This is a genomic window from Streptomyces sp. NPDC017676, assembly GCF_044329325.1.
Lineage (GTDB): Bacteria > Actinomycetota > Actinomycetes > Streptomycetales > Streptomycetaceae > Streptomyces.
Genome location: NZ_JBIRJA010000021.1, coordinates 1 through 18539, shown reverse-complemented (window position 1 = coordinate 18539; position 18539 = coordinate 1). Strand labels below are relative to the sequence as shown.

Sequence of the window (18539 nt, the reverse complement as noted above, 5' to 3'; positions counted from 1 at the left end):
CGCGCAGGACCTGCTCATCGTTCCTCCTCCCGTCTGCCGCCCCGTGGCGTCGGCTCCGACACGGCTCAGTTCGTGCGGGGGCCGTGGGACAGGAGCCTGCTGCCGTGCACGAGCTGGTCGAGCGGTTGCAGCCGGTCGAGGGCGTCGTCGTCCAGGACCACGTCGACGGCGGCGGCGTTCTGCTCCAGCCAGCGCACCCGCTTGGTGCCGGGGATCGGCACGATCGGCACGCCCAGCCGCTCGGACTGGGCGGAGACCCAGGCCAGGGCTACCTGCGCGGGCGCCAGGCCGCGCTCCGCGGCGATCTCGCGCACGGTGTCGGCGATGCGGAGGTTGGCCTGGTAGTCGTTGCCTCCGAACCGCGCGTTGCGCGCGCGGACGTCGTCCGCGGTGATGGCCTCGGGGTCGAACGTGCCGGTCAGGAATCCCCGGCCGAGGGGCGAGTACGGCACCAGACCGACGCCCAGCTCGGCCATGACCGGGGTCACCGCTTCGACGTCGCGTGTCCACAGTGAGTACTCGCTCTGCACGGCGGTGATGGGGTGCACGGCGTGTGCCCGGCGCAGCAGGTCCGCGTCCACCTCGGACAGGCCGAGGTGGCGCACCTTGCCGGCCTTCACGAGGTCGGCCATGGCGCCCACCGTCTCCTCGATCTCGGCGTTCTGCGGTGGCCGGTGCAGGTAGTACAGGTCGATGACGTCGATGCCCAGCCGGGTCAGGGACGCCTCGGCGGAGCGCTTGACGTACGCCGCGTCCCCGCGGAAGGTCCGCGCGTCGTCCCCGGAACTGCGGTCGATGCCGAACTTCGTCGCGATGCGGACGTCGTCGCGACGCCCGGCGACGCCGCGGCCGAGCAGAACCTCGTTGTGACCGCTGCCGTACTGGTCGGCGGTGTCGAAGAGGGTGATGCCCAGGTCGATCGCACGATGGATCGTGGTGATCGACTCGTCCCAGTCGGTCGGCCCGTAGTACTCGCTCATGCCCATGCAGCCGAGCCCCTGGGCCGACACCGTCATCGCACCGAGTGCCACTGATTTCATCATCGAGTCCTTTCCTTGCCAGTGAGTGCCCCCCCGGGGGGAAGGCTCCACTCGGACAGGCGGCCGGCTCGTGGCCCTGCCCGCGGTGCCAGGGTCTCCAGCCTTGCGGACCACGAGACGGGGCGCTGTCAGGCGTTCCGTACAGTGCGCGGTCGGGATGTCCCCACGACCACGGCTGGTGAACCGGACACGTCCCCGGGGAAGCCCCCGGCACCGCGGTGACCGCTGATGCCGCGGTGCGCACGGTATGCGGATCGGCGGTGGTGATCCACGGTGCGCCACACCCAGGGAAACCTGCGTCCTGGTTGACGGATGTCGACCGCATCAGACTTCACAGTGTTGGCAGTGAGAGGAGCGTCCGTCCTCACACATGACATCAAGGAGTCGTCAGCGTGGCACTCAGTAAGGAACTCAGCACCACAGCTGGGACCCGGATGAATCGTGTCCTGACTCTGTTGTTCGCCGTGGCGGGTGGTGCCGCGGTCGGCAACCTGTACTACGCGCAGCCTCTGCTGGGGGACATCGCGGATTCGCTGCACGTCAGTGAAGGCTCCACCGGGTTGCTGGTCACCGCGGTCCAAGTCGGGTACGCGCTCGGGATCGTGCTCCTGGTCCCCCTCGGTGATCGCCGGGACCGGCGCCGGCTCGTACCGTCCCTGATGGTCGCGTGCGCGACCGCGCTCGCGATCTGCTCGGTCGCGCCCGGCGTCCCCGTGCTGGCCGCGGCGTTCGTCGCCATGGGCGTGACGACCGTGTCCGGGCAGGTGCTGGTCGCGTTCGCGGGCGACCTGGCGGCCGACGCCGACCGGGGGCGCGTGGTGGGCGTCGTGGTCAGCGGTCTCGTGACCGGCATCCTGGTGGCCCGGGTCGTCAGCGGGCTGATCGCGGAAGCGGCCGGATGGCGTGCCGTGTACGTCGTCGCCGCGTGTGTCATGGTGGTGCTGGCAGCGGTCCTGTACCGGGTGACCCCCTCGCTGCCGGCCAGGACGACGGTGCCGTACCGACAGTTGCTGCGCTCCACGGCGTCCCTGCTCAAGGAGCCCGTGCTGCGTGTGGCGGTCGCTTTCGGATCGATCGGCTTCGCCACCTTCACCATGTTCTGGACCGCGCTCACCTTTCTGCTCAGCGGTCCGCCCCACGACTGGTCCACGGCCCGGATCGGTCTGCTCGGGGTCGTCGGGCTGGTGGGATCGCTGGCGGCACAGGGGTCCGGGCGCCTTCATGACCGGGGCTGGTCCGTGCCCGTGACCGGCTGGTCCTGGGCGCTGGCGATCACGGCCTGGCTCAGCGGGCTGGCCGGCGCGCACGACTTCGTCTGGCTGGTCGTCTCGATCCTCGCCCTGGACGTGGCCACCCAGTCCCGCAACATCCTGAACCAGGCGCGCGTCCTGGCGCTGTCACCGGAAGCGCGCAGCCGCGTCAACACCGTGTACGTCTGCGGCAACTTCTGCGGTGGCGCCCTGGGGTCGACCGTCGCGACCGCGCTGTGGGCGGTCGGCGGCTGGAGCGCGATCTGCTGGACGGGAGCCGGTCTGTCCGTACTCGGCGCGCTCGTCTGGGCACGAACGCGCACCCTCATGGCAGCGGAAACAGCACAAGCGAAGTGAAGTCAGGAGAAAGACATGAGGCACACCAAGCTCGCGGGACTCGATGTCGCCCGTATCGGTCTGGGTTGCATGGGCATGTCCGCCTACTACACGGGCGCGGGAACCGACGACCGGGAATCCGTGCGCACCATCCACCGCGCGCTGGACCTCGGCATCACCCTGCTCGACACGGCGGACGTCTACGGCCCGCACACCAATGAGGAACTGGTGGGACGAGCGCTCGCCGGCCGCCGGGACGACGTCGTTCTCGCCACCAAGTTCGGTCTCGCGTCCTATCGTGCCGACAGCACGGGACAACTGGACAGCACGCCCGCCAACATCCGGCTGGCGGTGGAGGGATCGCTGCGTCGCCTGGCCACGGACCGGATCGATCTGTACTACCAGCACCGCGTCGACCCGAACGTGCCGATCGAGGAGACCGTGGGCGCGCTGAAGGAACTGGTCGAGGAGGGCAAGGTCCGCCACATCGGCCTGTCGGAGGCCTCCGCGCAGACCATCCGACGCGCTCACGCCGTCCACCCGATCACCGCCGTACAGACGGAGTACTCGCTGTGGACGCGGGACGTCGAGGCGGAGGTCCTTCCCGTCCTGCGCGAGCTGGGCATCGGGCTCGTCCCCTACTCGCCGCTCGGACGCGGATTCCTCGCGGGTGCCGTCCGCCGTGCGGACCAGCTCGACAAGGACGACTTCCGGCGGACCATTCCCCGGTTCGCCGACGCCAACCTCGCCACGAACCTGCGGATCGCCGACGAGGTCGCCGCCGTGGCCGAGGAGATCGGCGCCACCTCCGCCCAGGTCGCCCTGGCCTGGCTGCTGGCGCAGGGCGACGACGTCGTCCCGATTCCCGGCACGAAGCGGGTGGACCGGGCCGAGGAGAACGCCGACGCGGACGATCTCCGCCTCAGCAGCGCCCAGTTGATCCGGCTCGGTGCCCTCGGCGGTGCCGCGGGTGAGCGCTACGGCGAGGCGAGCATGACCGCCATCGACCGGTGAACCAGCGGTCACACCGTCCACCGGGCACCACCGAACACCGCACACCACTGAACATCAGAGTCCACTGAGAGAGCATTCCATGAGCACTGACTCCCTGTCCGACTACCGTCTTCTGGGGCGTTCGGGTCTTCGTGTCTCCCCCCTGTCCCTGGGCAACATGACCTTCGGTGACGACTGGGGCTGGGGCGCTGGGGCCGACGAGGCCCGCCGCATCTTCGACCTGTACGTCGACCGGGGCGGCAACTTCCTCGACACGTCCGTCAACTACACCGACGGCTCCGCGGAGCGCCTCCTCGGGCAGTTCGTCAAGGACAAGCGGGACAAGGTCGTCATCGCCACGAAGTACACCATGGCCCGTGAGCGGGGGAACCCGAACTCGGGCGGCAACCACCGCCTGAACATGGTGCGGTCGCTGGAGACCAGCCTGCGCAACCTCGGCACCGACCACATCGACCTGTTCTACCTGCACGGCTGGGACCACACCACCCCGCACGAGGAGGTCATGCGGGGCCTGGACGACCTGGTACGCAGCGGCAAGGTCAGCTACATCGGCATCTCCAACACCCCGGCCTGGCGGATCTCCGCCATGCAGACGCTCGCCGACCTGCGCGGCTGGACACCCCTGATCGCGTTGCAGATCGAGTACAGCCTCATCCAGCGGACCGTGGAGCACGAGCTGATCCCGATGGCACGCGAGCTGGGACTGGGCGTACTGCCCTGGTCCGCGCTCGGCGGCGGGCTGCTCACCGGCAAGTACAGCCGCGCCGACCTGACCGGGCAGGAGGAGCAGAACTCCGCGTCCGGCTCTCGCAAGGGAGTGATCGCCGCCTCCGGCAACCTCACCGAGCGCGGCGTGACCATCGCCGAGGCGGTCAAGGAGGTCGCCACCCAGGTGGGCGCCACCCCGGCCCAGGTCGCACTGGCCTGGACCCTGCTCAACCCGGCCGTCGTCTCCCCGGTCCTCGGCGCGCGCACCGTGCGCCAGCTGGAGGACAACCTCGGAGCCCTCGACGTCGTCCTCGACCAGGAACACATCGCACGCCTGGACGCCGTCAGCTGCCCCGAGCCCGTCTTCCCGTACGGCTTCGTCTCCACCCCCATGGTCCAGGACCTCATCTTCGGCGGCGCCCGCGTCACCACCCGCCACCAGCCCTGAACCGAGACACCCACCCGCCGGCGTCACCACGACGGCCCCCGGGTGCCTCCACACGACCACCCCGATCCCGACGAAAGGCAATCGTGAAACGCAGTACCACCACCTCGCTGCTCACGGTCACCGCGCTGGCCGTCTCGCTGGCGGCTCTGGGCGGCCAGGCGCTGGCCGCGGACCCGGCGCTGACCGACGTCCACACGATCAGGCACCTGGACCTGGCGGCCGGTGAGCAGCCCGAGAACCTGACCGTCGAACGCGACGGCTCCCTCGACCTGACGATGTCCTTCGCCCGCAACGTCGAGCGGCTGACCCCCGACGGACACCTGACCACGCTGGCCACCCTGCCCGCCCCGCCCGAGGGAACCGACGTTCCGCTCATCGGCCGGGCCTTCGTGGGCGGCGTCGTCGTGGCACCGGACGGCACGCGGTACGTCACCTACGCCGCCGGCACCGACGCCCTGACGGGAGTCTGGCAGCTGCCCCGGCACGGCGCCCCGCGCCGGGTGGCCGCCCTGCCGGCCGCCGCCGTGCCCAACGGCCTCGCCCTGTACCGCGGCCGGCTGTACGTCAGCGACTCCGCCCTCGGCGCGGTGTGGCGCGTCCCCCTGGGCGGCGGCACCGCCACGGTCTGGTCACAGGCTCCCGAACTGTCCGCCACGCCGGGCAAGTTCGGCGCCAACGGGCTGAAGGCGCGCCACGGCGCCGTATGGGTCGGCAACTTCGACCGGGGCACGCTGCTGCGCATACCGGTCCGCCACGACGGCACGGCCGGCCGGGTCCACCTCGTGGCGGACGGGCTGGGCCCGGTCGACGACTTCGACTTCACCGGACACGGCGACGACGCCCTCGTCTCCACCAACCCCGGCAACGAGGTCGAGCTGGTCCGCGGGGACGGCTCCCACCGCACCGTCCTCACCGCCGCCGACGGGTTGCAGAACCCCACGGCCGTCGCCGTGCGCGGCGACCGGGTGTACGTCACGGACGCCGCCTACTTCACCGCCGTCGACCCGAACGTCGTCGGCGCGCGGCTGCACGGTCGACACTGACGGTGGGTGAAAGGGCCGGCGGGACGTTCCTGGCCGCCGAGTCCGGTCGCGGACGGCAGCAAGCACGGTCGCAGTGCGCAGACTGAGACCGTGCTTGCTGTGTCCGTCGGGTACGGCGGTCACGCGAGCCCGCCGAGGCCGGCATCACCCCGCCGGTGAAGCCGGCCCCGCACCACACCACCGGACCACTACGGCCCGGCCGCCGAGCAGGACCTCAGAACTAGTCCTTCGGGAAGTCCTGGTCGAGACCGCTCATGTCGATGTCGGGGTCGCCCATCGGCGGCCCGCCGAGGAAGCCGTTCATGACGTCGCCCAGGTCGAGCTTCGTGGCACCGGCCGGAGCGGTGGGCCTGGTGCCCTCGCTCATCCGCAGCCTCAGGCCCAGCTTCTTGACCTTGGCGGTCTCGGCCAGCTTGGCGAGGTCCACGTCCACCTGGGACAGTTCGCCGTTCCTGAGGGTGAAGTCCGCCGTCACCTTGGCGTTGGGCGCGTCCTTCAGGTCCTTGTCCGTCGGCAGCTCCATGCCCGGCGGCAGGTCCTTCGCCAGCGGCCGCAGCTCGCCGAACAGCTCGGTGACCAGCTTGCGGAAGGGCGCCGTCGCGGTGACGTGCTCGGTCCCGTCGCCACCGCCGGCCGTCTTGAAGCGCACCTCGCGGGCGACGACCTCGCGGAGCGACTGCACCAGCTTCTTCTGCGTCTTGGCGTCGAGGGACGGCGCGGGCGCGGGACCGCCCCCGCCCTTCTCGCCCTCGGCGGCGGCCTTGTCCATCTCCTTGGTGCTGAACTTGACCCACTTGCCCTCAAGAACGGCCTTGAACGCCCCGGCCTCCGGCGGCAGGTCGTCGGCGGACGGTACGGGGCTGCCCGACAGCTTGCCCATGGCGTCCATGTCGACACGCACGTAGACGTAGTCGCCGATCATCCGGTACTCGGCGAGGTCGCCGTCCGGGGTGCTGACCTTCATGGCCGTACCCACGAGGTCCTTCTCGCCGGACTCGGCGAGCGGCTTCTTCGACTCCACGGTCACGGTGATCTTCGCGTCGCTGATCAGCTTGGCGGCCTCGTCCGGGATCTCCTCACCGGGCGCGGGGTCGGACTCGGCGTCCAGCGCCTTGAGGGTCGCCGCGTCGGTGTCCACGTCGAGCTCGAAGGAGAGCCTGTTCTTCTCGCCCAGCTTCTCGAAGGCCCGGTCGAGCTTCTTGCCGGCGGACAGCTGCTCCACCGTTCCGCAGGCGGCGGAACCGGCGAGTACGGCACCGACGACGGCGGTGGCGGTCAGGGTCTTGCGTATGGCGTTGATGATGGTCTCCTCGTGGCTCCGATCACCATGTGATCGATGAGAAGACTCACAACCTGCCCACAGGGTTGTACGGGTAGGACCCTTTCTCACCGGCACGGTTCTGCTGGTCCGCGGTGACTTCACGCGGATGGCCTACTCTGGGTAGACCGACCTACCTAGTTTGGACCGCGATGACCGAGAACCCCCTGAAGACGACGGACGGCGCGCGGCGGCGCCCGGCCCGCGAACGCCTCCTCGCGGCGGCGGCCCGCCGCTTCTACGCCGACGGCGTGGCGGCGACCGGCATCGACACGATCACCACCGAGGCCGGCGTGGCGAAGATGAGCCTCTACAACAACTTCTCCTCCAAGGCCGACCTGGTCAGGGCCTACCTGGACGCCCGGCACGAGGAGTGGCTCGGCCTGTACCGGGCCCGGCTGGAGCACGCCGGCGGCCCGCGCGACGGCGTGCTGGCGGTCTTCGACGCCTACGCCGACCACGCGGCCTTCGCCTACGAGCACGGCTTCCGCGGCTGCGGGCTGCTCAACGCCGCAGCCGAGCTGCCGGCCGGCGACGAGGGCCGTGCCGTGGTGCGCACCCACAAGGAGGAAGTCGAGCGGCTGATCGCCGGACACCTGGAGGAGCTGCTGCCCGAACGGCCCGACGAGGCCCGGGCGACGGCCGAGCACCTCGCGTTCCTCCTGGAGGGCGCGATGGCCCGCGCCGGTCTGGAGGGCGACGGCGACCGCCTCCGGCACGCCCGCGCCATGGCGGCCACCCTGCTGGACCGGCTGTGAGCCGGCCCACCGGACCCGGCCGGTCCGCCGGCACAGGGGCGCTGTGCGTGCTGGCGGCCTCCGTCCTGTGGGGTACGACGGGTACGGCCGCCACCTTCGCCCCGCGGGTCGGCCCGCTCGCCATCGGCGCCGTCGCCATGGGCCTGGGCGGGCTTCTGCAGGCCCTCGTCGCCGCCCCGGGGATCGCCCGCCACGCACCCCGGCTGCGCGAGCGGCGCGGCACGGTGCTGCTCGGCGCCGTCTGCGTCGCGGTGTACCCCCTGGCTTTCTACACCTCGATGCGCCTGGCCGGAGTCGCCGTGGGCACCGTGGTGTCCCTCGGCACCGCCCCGCTCGCCTCGGCCCTGGTCGAACGCGTGGTGGACGGCCACCGGCTCACCCGCCGCTGGACGACGGCCGCCGCGCTGGGCCTGCTCGGCACCGCCTTGCTGTGCGTCGCCGAGGCCGCGCCCGCGGGCGACGGCACGGGCCGGGCGTCCATGGCCGCCACGCTGCTCGGCGTGGGCCTCGGCCTGGTCGCCGCCGCCACCTACGCCCTCTACTCCTGGGCGGCCCACCGGCTCATCACCCGCCGGATCCCCTCCCGCGCGGCGATGGGCGCCGTCTTCGGACTCGGCGGGCTGCTCCTCCTGCCCGTCCTCCTGGCCACCGGCGCGCCGCTCGTCAGCTCCTGGTCCAACGCGGCGGTCGGCACGTATATGGCCCTCGTCCCCATGTTCACCGGCTACGTCCTGTTCGGCTGGGGCCTCGCGCACGTACCCGCCAGCACCGCCACCACGCTCTCCCTGCTGGAACCGGCCGTCGCGGCCGTACTCGCCGTCCTGGTCGTCGGCGAACGCCTCCCCGCGGCGGGCTGGGCGGGGACAGCACTGGTCATCGCCTGCCTCGCGGTCCTCACCGCCGCCCCCCGCCGGCGGAAGCAGTCCGAGGGCCCGCCCGGAACGGCCCCCGAGGAAGCACCGCCGGTCACGGCCGGCCTCAGCCTGACCCACGACCAGGCGGCGGACTGAGCGGTTCGGCGTACGGCAGTGAACCCGCGGCGCCGGGGGGGGGGCGTGCGGCGACCGTCGCGTGCGGCTACGGCGTAGGGCGTCGGGCCGTGCGGTCCCGTGCGGCTACGGCGCCGGGTCCTCCTGCGTGCGCCGGACCGCCGTCTTCACGGACTGCTCCAGCTCGTACCGCGACCCGCCCTCGCGCGTCGCATATGCCGTCAGGGCGGTCTGGAACGCCTCGGCCGCCCCTCGCCACGCCCGCCACTGGGCGTCGTACTCCGCACCGCACAGGCCGGCCAGCTTCGCACGCTCCGCTTCGCAGGAACGCTCCAGCTCGACCAATTCGTCCGGAATGTCTGTCACACAAGGATGCTATGCACAGCATCACCGGGACGCCCGTCAGCGGCTCGGAGGACCGGCGGGCGATTCTGCCGGGCGGAACACCGGGCTTTCCGGCTTCGCGGCCGTGCGGCACCATCCAGGGGTCAAGCAGGTGGCCGGCATACAGAGGAGGCACACGTGCCGAGGATCGGCGGCGCCCTGCCCGAGCGCTGTGGAGCGCGACGAGCCGGACGGCGGGCCGACCCTGGCCTACCTCTGCGAGGGCCCCGTGCCGCTGCCGGCCGTGCGGGGACCGGACGCCATCCGGCGGGCGCTGTCCACCGAGCGCCGGCCGCGCGGCCCTCATCCGCGATGAGCGGCGCAATGTCGTGCACTGCCCGGAGACCCTGGGCGAGCGCGACCACGAACGGACGGTCTTCGCGCCGCTGCTCCGATAACGCCACCGCACCCCTGTCGCTCACGGAGACGGCCGGGCGGTGACGCGGACGCCGTGCCGCCACGACCGGGCGTGGACCCGTGCCGCGCGCGGACGGGCCGGTGCGGGACCGGACCGTGTGTTCCGCGTTGACCCGGCGGCGACCACCCACAGATCGAGCCCTGCGAACCTCGGTCCCGTGCGATCCGGCGCCGTCCCCGACGGAGCCGGAACACTCCGCCCGGCACCGCCGGCGGACTCGCACTAGGACCTGACGACGCATGGGAGTCCTGGTGAAGGATAAGCCGAGCCTGCGGCCAGATCTCCGTCCGCGCAGCAGCAGGACGGAACCGAGATCCACGCTTCACCTGCCGCTGGACGAACGACAGCGCATGCTCATCCATCTCCTGCTCGCCGGGCACACGGACGCCAGCGCGGCCGGCCGGCTCGGTATCAGTTCACGCACGGTGACCAACATCCTCAGAAGCCTCATGGACCGCCTCGGCGTCGACAACCGCTTCCAGCTCGGCGTGGCCCTGGGCACGCGGATGCAGCCGCGGGACAACCCGCTCCGCGTCCACACGGCGCGCGGACCAGCCCTTCGCGGCACCGTGGCGCGGCCCGAGAAGCCCCTCTCCCTGACGCCCCGTCCGCCGGCCCACCCGCGCGACAGCACGGACGCGGGATGAGACCGGCATGGGGATCGTCATCGAGGCATGGCTGGCGGATGTCACCGGGGCGCGCGAGGACGCACTCGACCTCCAGGTGCTCGACGCCGCCGAGCGCGAGCGCGCCGACGCCTTCCTGCGGCCCGCGGACCGGGTGCGCTACCTCGCCGCCCACGTCCTCCTGCGCCACCTGCTCGGCGGACGGACCGGCCGGGCCCCGCGGGAGGTGCGGTTCGCGCGGCTGGCGTGCGCCGGCTGCGGCGGACCGCACGGCCGCCCGGTGCTCGACGACCCGCGCACCGGCGTCCACTTCTCCCTGTCGCACGGCGGACACCTGGTCATGGTCGGACTCGCCGGCGTCCCCCTCGGCGTCGACGTCGAGCCGTGCCCGGAACCCGGCACGGTGGACAGGCTGAGCAGGCTCCTCCATCCCGGCGAACGGCAGGATCTGGCCGCGGTGCCCGCACCGCGGCGACCCGCCGCCCTCGCCCGGCTCTGGACGCGCAAGGAGGCCTACCTCAAGGCCCTGGGCACCGGCCTGACACGCGACCTCGCCGCCGACTACACCGGTGAGACCGGCCGCGCCCCGGCACCGCCCGGCTGGACGACCACCAGCGTGGACGCCGCACCCGGCCACGCCGCGGCCGTCTGCTACGCGCACGACCGCCCGGCCCGCCTGCTCCTGCGGCGGGCGGAGCACCTCGTCGGCCCTCCATGACCCCACGGCGCGGCGCCGGCGCCCGGCCGCCGCGCACCACACCGCACACACCCACTGCCCGGGCGCGCGGCCCGGGACGAATCGACCGAGCACCATCAGCAGGCGGGAAGAGTTGTATGCAGCCGAACGTCACTTTCCGTGTCCTTGGCACAGTGCAGTTCGGGAACGGTGACCACTGGCGGCGCGCCGGCTCGCCGCAACAGCAGGCCGTACTGGCCGTGCTGCTCCTGCGCGCCGGGCGGCTGGTCACCGCGGACGGACTGGTCGACGCGGTGTGGGGCGACGCGCCCCCCTCCAGCGTCATCACCGTCCTGCGCACCAACATCTGGCGCCTGCGCCGGATCCTGGAGGCCGTCGGAGCCCGGGACAGCCTCGTGTCCGTCGCCGACGGCTACCGGCTGGACGTCGAGCCGGCGGCCGTGGACGCGCTGCGGGCGGAACTGCTCCTGTCCCGCGCCGAGGAGCTGCGCCGCGAACGGAACTTCACGGACCAGCGGCGCACACTGCTGGAAGCCCTCGCCCTGTGGCAGGGAGTACCGCTGGCCGGGGTGCCGGGTCCGTTCGCGGAACAGCAGCGCAGCAGGCTGGAGGAGCTGCACTTCGCCGTGCGTGAGGAACTCTTCAAGGCCGAACTGGCGGAGGGGAACGCGTCCTCGGTCATCCCCGGCCTGACCGCGCTCAGCGCGGAGAGCCCGCTGCGGGAAGGCCCGTACGAGCTGCTGATGCGCGCGCTGTACGAGGCCGGACGGCGGTCCGACGCCCTCACCGTCTACCGGCAGGTGCGCGAGCGGCTGCGCGCGGAGCTGGGCATCGAACCCAGCGGCGAGTTGCGTGACCTGCACGTCCGTATCCTCGCCGACACCATGGAGGCGCCCGCCCGGCCGGGGGGCGGGCCGGCGGCCGGCAAGGCGCGGGAGCGCGTGGTCACCGCCTCGCCGGCGGCGGCCGGTGCCGCTCCGGGGGCGGGTGCCGCTCCCGTGGTGCCGGCCGCCACCACCGACACGCCGCCCACGCCCCACACCCCCGACTTCACCGCGACACCCGCGCAACTCCCCTCCGGCATCCCCGACTTCGTCGGCAGGGACGCCACGCTCCGCCTCCTGGAGACCGCCGTGGACGCCGGTGAGGGGCACACCCCGGTGATCGCCTCGATCACGGGCATGGGCGGGGCGGGCAAGTCGGTGCTGGCCCTGCGCTTCGCCCATCAGGTCAAGGCCAGGTTCCCGGACGGTCAGCTCTACGCCGATCTCTACGGCACCGCGGACGACCCCGAGCGCCCCAAAGTGGTCCTGGACGGCTTCCTCACCGCCCTCGGCGTCCCCCGCAGCCATCTGCCGCCCGACCAGGACGGCGCCTCCCGGCTGCTGCGGACCATGCTGGCCGACCGCCGGGTCCTGCTGCTGCTCGACGACGCGCGGGACACGGCGCAGGTACGGCCGCTGCTGCCCGGCTCGACCGGTTCCGCGGTCGCCGTCACCAGCCGCACCAAACTGATCGGGCTTCCGATCGGCATCCAGGTCGACCTGGACGTCTTCACCCGGGAGGAGGCGTGGGAGCTGCTCACCCGGGTCGTCGGCGCGGAGCGGGTCGCCGCCGAACCGGCCGGCGCCGAGCGGCTGCTCGCAGCGTGCGGCCAGCTGCCCCTGGCCGTGCGGATCGCCGCGGTCCGGCTGGCGGCCCGCCCGCAGTGGTCCATCGGCCGGCTGGCCGACCGGCTCGCGGACAGTCGCCGCCGGCTGTCCGAGCTGCGGGTCGGCGACCTGGCCGTCACCAACGCGTTCGAGCTCAGCCACCGCATGCTGTCGCCCGCGCAGGCCAGGGCGTTCCGGCTGCTCGCCTGCGTGACCCGCTCGACCAGCCTGGAATCCGGCTGTGCCGTCCTCGGACTCCCGGAGGGCCAGGCCGAGGAACTGCTGGAGTCACTGGTGGACGTGGCCCTGCTGGAATCGCCCCAGCCGGCCTCCTACCGGTTCCACGAGCTGGTCCGCTCCTTCGCCGCCGAACTGCCGGCCGAGGAGGAGAACGAGCGCGTCGAGGCCTTCGAACGGCTCATGGACCATCTGCGAGCGGGCGCGTACCGGGCCTTCCAGGCGATCCTGCCCGGTGATCCCGTCGCCGATCTGCTGGTGCCCAGCGTGCCGTTCCGCCCGGCCTTCGCGAGCCTCGCCGACGCGCGCGCCTGGGTCCACTCGGAGTTCGCGACCGCCGTCGACGCGATCCGGTCCGCCGCCCACGGAACACCGGCGAACGAGGGCGCCCTCGCGGCGGCCGCCGACCTCGCCGTCCTGCTGAGCGCCTTCGGCCGGGAGATCCCGTACGACCAGCTCGCCGACGCGGCCGAACTGGTCGCCGGCGCCGCCGAGCGCGCGGGTGACGATCTCACGGCCGGCCGGGCCCGTTTCGTGTGCGGCAACGCGCACCTGCAGAACCTGCGGCTCGACACGGCCGAGGAGCACCTGCTCGCCGCGCGCGGAGCGCTGCACCGGGCCGGGAAGCCCGCGCTGATCCACCAGGTCCTCAACGACCTCGGGCTGATCTCCCAGTTCCGGCAGCGCTACGCGGAGGCCGGGCGGCGTCACGACGAGGCGGCGGCGCTGGCCCGGGCGGTCGGGCACCGCCTCGGTGAGCTGGTGTTCGGCCTCAACGCGGCCCTGGCACGGCTCCACGACGGCCGGCCGGACGAGGCCCGGATCGCCGCCCGGGCCGCGCTCGGGCCGCTGCGATCCCAGGGCCACGCTCCCGGCCTCTCGTTCGGGTTGTACGTGCACGGGCTGGCACTCCACGAACTGGGCCGGCACCGCGAGGCGCTGTCCGCGTTCGAGGAGTGCCTGCAGATCTGCACGGAGGCCGGCGTCCCCAGCCGCGAGGGCATGTGCCGCGCCCGCCTGGCCGACACCCTGCGTGCCCTCGGCAGGCCGGAGCAGGCCCTGCCGCACGCCGTGCGCGGCCTGGAACTGTGCCGTGAGCGGGGCGACGGCCGGGACACCGGCCGGGCCCGGCTGATCCTCGGCAGGGTGCTCGGCGCGCTGGGCCGCTGGGACGAGGCGGCGGCCCGTACGGCCGAGGCGCTCGCGGAGTTCCGGAGGCTCGGACTGGCCGAGGCCACCACCGCACAGGCGCAGCTGCGGGAGCAGGAAGGAGGCCGGGCCCGGCGGCGTCAGCAGTCCAGCCCGGCCATCCGCGTCGGCAGTGAGCTCCAGACTCCCGGCGTGTAGAAGTGCGCGCCGGGGAGCAGGTCGTGCCGGAAGCCGCCGACGGCGACCTTCTTCATCCGCTCACCGGCGTCCGGCGGGATCACCGTGTCCGACAGGCCGGTCAGCAGCTGCACCGGCAGGTCGACCGTGACGTCCCGCTCACACGTGTAGGAGTCCCGCACCCGGATGTCCGCGCGCATGATCTCCACCGCCATGTCCCTCAGGTCCGGTTCGTCGAGCGCGTAGCCGGGCAGGATGCCGAAGGTCCGCATCCACTCCAGGATCTCCTCGTCGGAGGACTCCAGCCAGGGGGTGCCGGGGAACATGTCCTTGGCCGGCAGACCGGGACGCGGGGCGCCGACGGCCGACAGGACGAGTGAGCGGGGAGCCGGGACGTCCCGTTCCAGCAGCCGGACGGTGACGTCGAGGGCCAGGAGGCCGCCGAGGCTGTGCCCGAACAGGACGTACGGCCGCTCGGTGAGGGTGGCCAGCGCGGCGAGCACGTCCTCGGCCAGCGCGTCCCAGTCCCGGGCGTACTCCTCCAGGTAGCGGCCGTCCCGGCCGGGGTAGCAGATCGTCGCCAGGTCGGTCCCCGGGGGCATGGCGTTCGCCCATCCCGCGTAGGCGCCCGCGCCACCTCCGCAGAACGGGAGGCAGACGAGGTCCTGCCGCGCGTCCTCGGACCGGGACGGGCGTACCACGACGGTGTCGTTCACAGTGTGCTTCCCGATTCCTCGGCGGTGGTCCGTTCGCGGCTCTGTCCGCCGGTGTGTCCGCCGGTGTGTTCGCCGCGCAGCGACTCCAGGCGGTCGATCAGGTCGGCCAGCTTCGGGTGCCGGTAGATGTCCCTGATCGACAGGGGCAGCTCCAGGGCGTCCCTGAGCCGCTTGAAGGCCGCGAGGGCGGTCAGCGAATGGCCGCCCAGCGCGAAGAAGTCGTCGCCGGGCCGGATCCGCGCGCGTCCGAGGACCTCGGACCACACCCGGGCCGTCACCTCGGCGACACCCGACGGCTGTTCCGCGCCGTCCGTCGCGGCCTTCGCGGGCTCCGGCAGGGCGGCTTCGTCGATCTTCCCGTTCACGGTGAGGGGCATCCGCTCCAGGACCACGACGGCGGACGGAAGCATGTGGTCGGGGAGCACGCGGGCCGCGAACGCCGTCAGTTCGCCGGCCGGGACGGCGGAGCCGGCCGTCGTCGCGTACAGCACCAGATGGGCCTGGGCCGTGCCGCGTCCGCGCACCACGGCGTGGGCGGTGGTGACGTCGGGGTGACCCTCCAGGACGCGTTCCACCTCGCCGAGTTCCACGCGGAAACCACGTATCTTCTCCTGGCGGTCACGGCGCCCCAGGTACTCCAGCGTGCCGTCCGCTCTCCTGCGGGCCTGGTCGCCGCTCGCGTACATGCGCGTCCCGGGCGGGCCGAAGGGGTCGGCCACGAAGGACGCGGCGGTGAGCGCCGGGTGGCCCGCGTACCCGTTCGCCACCCGGTCCCCGGCGATGAAGATCTCGCCGGCGGCGCCGTCCGGCACGGGGCGCAGCCGGTCGTCGAGAAGGTGGACGCGGCCACCCGGCAGCCCCCGGCCGATCGTAGGGGTGTCGCCGGTCATGGGGGCCGAGATGGCGTCGACGGTCGTCTCGGTGGGGCCGTAGAGGTTCAGCGCCTCCAGGACTCCCCGGTCGGTGGCGGCCGCGATCTCCCGCCAGGTGCTCTGCGGCACCGGCTCCCCGCCCATGAACAGCCGGAGCCGGCGCCCGTCGGCCCTGGGCGTGAGCAGGACCTCGCGCAGGATCTCCCAGTGCGAGGGCGTCAGATCCAGATCGTCCACCCGCCGGCGCTCCAGGACGTCCGCGAGGCGCTCGGGTCGCAGGCGGTCCTCGTCGTCCAGCACGACGACGGTGTCGCCCCGGCAGACACGCGTCCACTGCTGCACCGAGGCGTCGAAGCCGACGCTGGCGTTCCAGGCGACCACGCGAGGCAGGGGGGCGTAGGCACCGGCCTGCTCCAGCGCCGTGATCAGCGACGCGACGCCGCCCCGGGTGACTTCGACACCCTTCGGCGTACCGGTGGAGCCGGAGGTGAACAGGACGTACGCCGGGTCGAGCGGCGACGGCACGGAACCCGGCCGGCCGTCCGCCTCGGGCTCCCGCGTGCACGCCTCGTCCAGGGCGACGACCTGCACACCCTCCGGGGCGAGGTCCGCACCGTCGTCCGTGATCAGCAGGTCCAGCCGTGCCTCGGCGGCCATCCGCTCCAGCCGCAGACGGGGATAGCGGGGGTCGAGGGGTACGTAGGCCGCTCCGGCGCGCCACACACCCAGCAGGGCCACCACCAGCCCGGTGCCGCGGCCCACGCACACACCGACGCGGCTGCCGCGCCCGGCTCCCCGGGCGCCCAGCCGCGCCGCGAGGCGGCGGGTGCGCAGATCGAGCTGGGCGAAGTCCAGCTCACCGTCCGAGGCCGCGACGGCGATCCGCGTCGGACACCGGTCGACGGCCGAGCGGAAGCGGTCCAGCACGTCGGCCGGCTGAGGGACGACGCCACTCATGCCGCTCATGGGCGAACTCCTTTCACACGGCGGTCCGCTGACGCGCCGCGCAGGCATCGAGGGAGACAGGACGAACTCCGGACACGCACGGCAGGACCTAGCGGAACGCGCCGGCGCGGTGGGTCGGCGCCGCCATCGCGACGACGATCTCGCGTTCCCCCGTGTAGGGCTCGCGGGCGTGCGCGGTGAGCATGTTGTCGAGCAGGAGGATGTCGCCCCGGCGCCAGGGCACGCTGACGGTCTCGGCCTCGTAGGCGGCCCGGAGCGCGGCCACGGTCGCGGGGTCGATCGGTGAGCCGTCGTGGTGGCGTGTGTCGTAGGGGAACTGGTCGGCGGGGAACGCGGCCAGCAGATGCTCCTGCACCCGGGGGTCCAGCGTCGTCGGGTGGAAGAACGTCAGGTGATTGAACCAGAGCCGTTCACCGGTGACCGGGTGCGGCTCCATGACCGGCCGCAGCTGGCGGGTGCGCAGGAGACCGTCCGGGAGCCACTCGCACTGGATGTCGTGCCGCCGGCAGACCTCTTCCAGCTCCTCCTCGGTCCGGCACCCGAACGCCGTCTGCCACGACAGGCCGAACCCCTCGTGGAAGTGGCGCACGAGCTGGTACCCGTCGGCGAACCGGTCCACGATCTCCGGCGCTATGCGGCGCGTCACCCGGCGCAGGTCGGCGATCGGGGTGGCGCCCCCGGTGCCGGGCTCGGTCACACAGTGGAAGGCGATGAAACCCGGCCAGGTGTGCCCGTACGACTGCTCGTTGTGCAGGAAGATGGCCTGGTCCGCCGGATGGTCCGTGGACGTGTAGACGTTGTTCGAGACCGCGTGACGCGGGGACGAACGCAGCTCGTAGGGCAGGGGCTCACCGACCGCCGAGCGTACGAACGCCTCGAACACGTCCACAGAGGGCACCGCCCACCCACGGAACAGCAGCGCGCCGTGTTCCAGCAGGCCGGCCCGGAGCTGGTCCCGCGCACTGGACGTCCAGGCGAGCAGATCGGTGCCGGGCGACGGCGGGGAGACCAGGAGCGGCAGGGAGGACGCCGGGGCGGGCGCTGACCCGGTCGGAGCTGAGTTCATGGGAGTCGGCTTCCTTCGCATGGTTCGTCACGGCGGTCTACCGCGGTCATCGTGCAGAACCCGGATCTCCATCCGATCCGGGCCGCGGTGGCCGCGGTGTTGATGGGCCGCACATCGCATGCGGAAGCGACCGGGAGAGGCTGTCCGCGCGAGCGGATGCGAGCGGTTGCCGACAGCGCGTTCTTCCCGGCCCCTCGCGTTCTTCCCAGGCATTTCGCTTCTCTTCCCGGCCTCCCGGCCCCTTTTCGAGGGAGTGACACCCATGATTCCCCTGTCTCCTGGTCAGCAGCGGTTGTGGTTCGTCAATCGGTTCGAGGGGGCGAGTGGGGCGTACAACAGTCCGGTGGCGTTTCGTTTGCGGGGCCGGGTGGATGTGGGGGCTTTGCAGGCGGCGTTGATGGATGTGGTGGGCCGTCATGAGTCGTTGCGGACGGTGTTTCCGGTGGTGGACGGGGTGCCGTGTCAGTGGGTGGTGGAGGGTGCGGATTCCTTTGTGGAGTTGGTGGTGGAGGAGTGTGGTGTTTCGGGGGTGGGTGAGGCGGTTTCGCGGGAGGCGGGGCGTGCGTTCGATGTGGAGCGGGATCTGCCGGTGCGGGCGCGGTTGTTCGTGGTGGGTCCGGATGAGTATGTGTTTTTGGTGGTGTTGCATCACATTGCGGTGGACGGGTGGTCGGT

Annotated in this window: 16 protein-coding genes; 10 read left to right on the top strand and 6 right to left on the bottom strand. The window is 72.4% G+C overall.

Translation table 11 applies throughout. The features are described 5' to 3' along the window. Positions 1-65: 65 nt before the first annotated feature. Entirely contained in the window at positions 66-1043 is a 978-nt protein-coding gene (locus ACH4LD_RS35765; protein WP_398057358.1) for an aldo/keto reductase, read from the bottom strand. A gap of 389 nt (positions 1044-1432) precedes the next feature. Here ACH4LD_RS35765 and ACH4LD_RS35760 point away from each other — a divergent pair, with 389 nt between their 5' ends. The 4 genes from ACH4LD_RS35760 to ACH4LD_RS35745 all read left to right on the top strand — a co-directional run bounded on the left by ACH4LD_RS35760 (position 1433) and on the right by ACH4LD_RS35745 (position 5839). Continuing rightward, positions 1433-2647 (top strand): MFS transporter, encoded by a 1215-nt coding sequence (locus ACH4LD_RS35760; protein WP_398057359.1) that lies wholly within the window; start codon positions 1433-1435, stop codon positions 2645-2647. A gap of 15 nt (positions 2648-2662) precedes the next feature. After that, positions 2663-3640, top strand: a complete 978-nt coding sequence (locus ACH4LD_RS35755; RefSeq protein WP_398057360.1) for an aldo/keto reductase — start codon at positions 2663-2665, stop codon at positions 3638-3640. 79 nt (positions 3641-3719) lie between these two features. Beyond that, positions 3720-4796: an aldo/keto reductase gene (locus tag ACH4LD_RS35750; RefSeq protein WP_398057361.1), complete on the top strand. Its 1077-nt coding sequence runs from the start codon at positions 3720-3722 to the stop codon at positions 4794-4796. A gap of 83 nt (positions 4797-4879) precedes the next feature. Next, positions 4880-5839, top strand: a complete 960-nt coding sequence (locus tag ACH4LD_RS35745; protein WP_398057362.1) for a hypothetical protein — start codon at positions 4880-4882, stop codon at positions 5837-5839. 220 nt (positions 5840-6059) lie between these two features. Here the strand turns inward: ACH4LD_RS35745 and ACH4LD_RS35740 are convergent, their stop codons facing one another. Further along, on the bottom strand, positions 6060-7061 hold the full coding sequence (locus ACH4LD_RS35740) for a hypothetical protein (protein WP_398057372.1): 1002 nt from the start codon (positions 7059-7061) through the stop codon (positions 6060-6062). A 248-nt stretch (positions 7062-7309) separates the two neighbouring features. Here ACH4LD_RS35740 and ACH4LD_RS35735 point away from each other — a divergent pair, with 248 nt between their 5' ends. Continuing rightward, on the top strand, positions 7310-7915 hold the full coding sequence (locus tag ACH4LD_RS35735; RefSeq protein WP_398057363.1) for a TetR/AcrR family transcriptional regulator: 606 nt from the start codon (positions 7310-7312) through the stop codon (positions 7913-7915). Then, a complete protein-coding gene (locus tag ACH4LD_RS35730; protein ID WP_398057364.1) occupies positions 7912-8925 on the top strand; it encodes a DMT family transporter in 1014 nt (337 codons plus the stop codon). Before ACH4LD_RS35735 ends, ACH4LD_RS35730 begins: the two co-directional genes overlap by 4 nt. A gap of 105 nt (positions 8926-9030) precedes the next feature. Here ACH4LD_RS35730 and ACH4LD_RS35725 read toward each other — a convergent pair whose 3' ends face one another. Then, positions 9031-9270 (bottom strand): hypothetical protein, encoded by a 240-nt coding sequence (locus ACH4LD_RS35725; protein WP_258055506.1) that lies wholly within the window; start codon positions 9268-9270, stop codon positions 9031-9033. Between the two features lie 675 nt (positions 9271-9945). Between ACH4LD_RS35725 and ACH4LD_RS35720 the strand changes: the two genes are divergently transcribed. From ACH4LD_RS35720 to ACH4LD_RS35710, 3 genes are all read left to right on the top strand, one after another. Then, positions 9946-10353: a helix-turn-helix transcriptional regulator gene (locus ACH4LD_RS35720; protein WP_398057365.1), complete on the top strand. Its 408-nt coding sequence runs from the start codon at positions 9946-9948 to the stop codon at positions 10351-10353. A 7-nt stretch (positions 10354-10360) separates the two neighbouring features. Continuing rightward, positions 10361-11050, top strand: a complete 690-nt coding sequence (locus ACH4LD_RS35715; RefSeq protein WP_398057366.1) for a 4'-phosphopantetheinyl transferase family protein — start codon at positions 10361-10363, stop codon at positions 11048-11050. 152 nt (positions 11051-11202) lie between these two features. Further along, positions 11203-14265 carry an AfsR/SARP family transcriptional regulator gene (locus ACH4LD_RS35710; RefSeq protein WP_398057367.1) on the top strand — a complete coding sequence of 1021 codons (3063 nt, stop codon included), beginning with the start codon at positions 11203-11205 and terminating at the stop codon, positions 14263-14265. Here the strand turns inward: ACH4LD_RS35710 and ACH4LD_RS35705 are convergent. From ACH4LD_RS35705 to ACH4LD_RS35695, 3 genes are all read right to left on the bottom strand, one after another. Further along, positions 14208-14960, bottom strand: coding sequence for a thioesterase II family protein (locus ACH4LD_RS35705; protein WP_398057368.1), 753 nt, complete (start codon positions 14958-14960; stop codon positions 14208-14210). The two genes, ACH4LD_RS35710 and ACH4LD_RS35705, sit on opposite strands and share 58 nt — an antisense overlap. Next, complete coding sequence (locus ACH4LD_RS35700; RefSeq protein WP_398057369.1) at positions 14957-16798, bottom strand: amino acid adenylation domain-containing protein; 1842 nt, start codon at positions 16796-16798, stop codon at positions 14957-14959. Before ACH4LD_RS35700 ends, ACH4LD_RS35705 begins: the two co-directional genes overlap by 4 nt. 88 nt (positions 16799-16886) lie before the next feature. Beyond that, entirely contained in the window at positions 16887-17864 is a 978-nt protein-coding gene (locus ACH4LD_RS35695; RefSeq protein WP_398057370.1) for a TauD/TfdA family dioxygenase, read from the bottom strand. A 262-nt stretch (positions 17865-18126) separates the two neighbouring features. On the opposite strand from ACH4LD_RS35695, the gene ACH4LD_RS35690 reads away from it, so the two are divergent. Continuing rightward, positions 18127-18539: condensation domain-containing protein (locus ACH4LD_RS35690; RefSeq protein WP_398106209.1), on the top strand; the 413-nt coding region annotated here is incomplete at its 3' end.

Coding starts and splice junctions, on each gene's coding strand:
- ACH4LD_RS35765 (WP_398057358.1), bottom strand. CDS start 1,043: ATGATGAAATCAGTGGCACTCGGTGCGATGACGGTGTCGGCCCAGGGG.
- ACH4LD_RS35755 (WP_398057360.1), top strand. CDS start 2,663: ATGAGGCACACCAAGCTCGCGGGACTCGATGTCGCCCGTATCGGTCTG.
- ACH4LD_RS35750 (WP_398057361.1), top strand. CDS start 3,720: ATGAGCACTGACTCCCTGTCCGACTACCGTCTTCTGGGGCGTTCGGGT.
- ACH4LD_RS35735 (WP_398057363.1), top strand. CDS start 7,310: ATGACCGAGAACCCCCTGAAGACGACGGACGGCGCGCGGCGGCGCCCG.
- ACH4LD_RS35720 (WP_398057365.1), top strand. CDS start 9,946: ATGGGAGTCCTGGTGAAGGATAAGCCGAGCCTGCGGCCAGATCTCCGT.
- ACH4LD_RS35715 (WP_398057366.1), top strand. CDS start 10,361: ATGGGGATCGTCATCGAGGCATGGCTGGCGGATGTCACCGGGGCGCGC.
- ACH4LD_RS35700 (WP_398057369.1), bottom strand. CDS start 16,798: ATGAGCGGCATGAGTGGCGTCGTCCCTCAGCCGGCCGACGTGCTGGAC.
- ACH4LD_RS35695 (WP_398057370.1), bottom strand. CDS start 17,864: ATGAACTCAGCTCCGACCGGGTCAGCGCCCGCCCCGGCGTCCTCCCTG.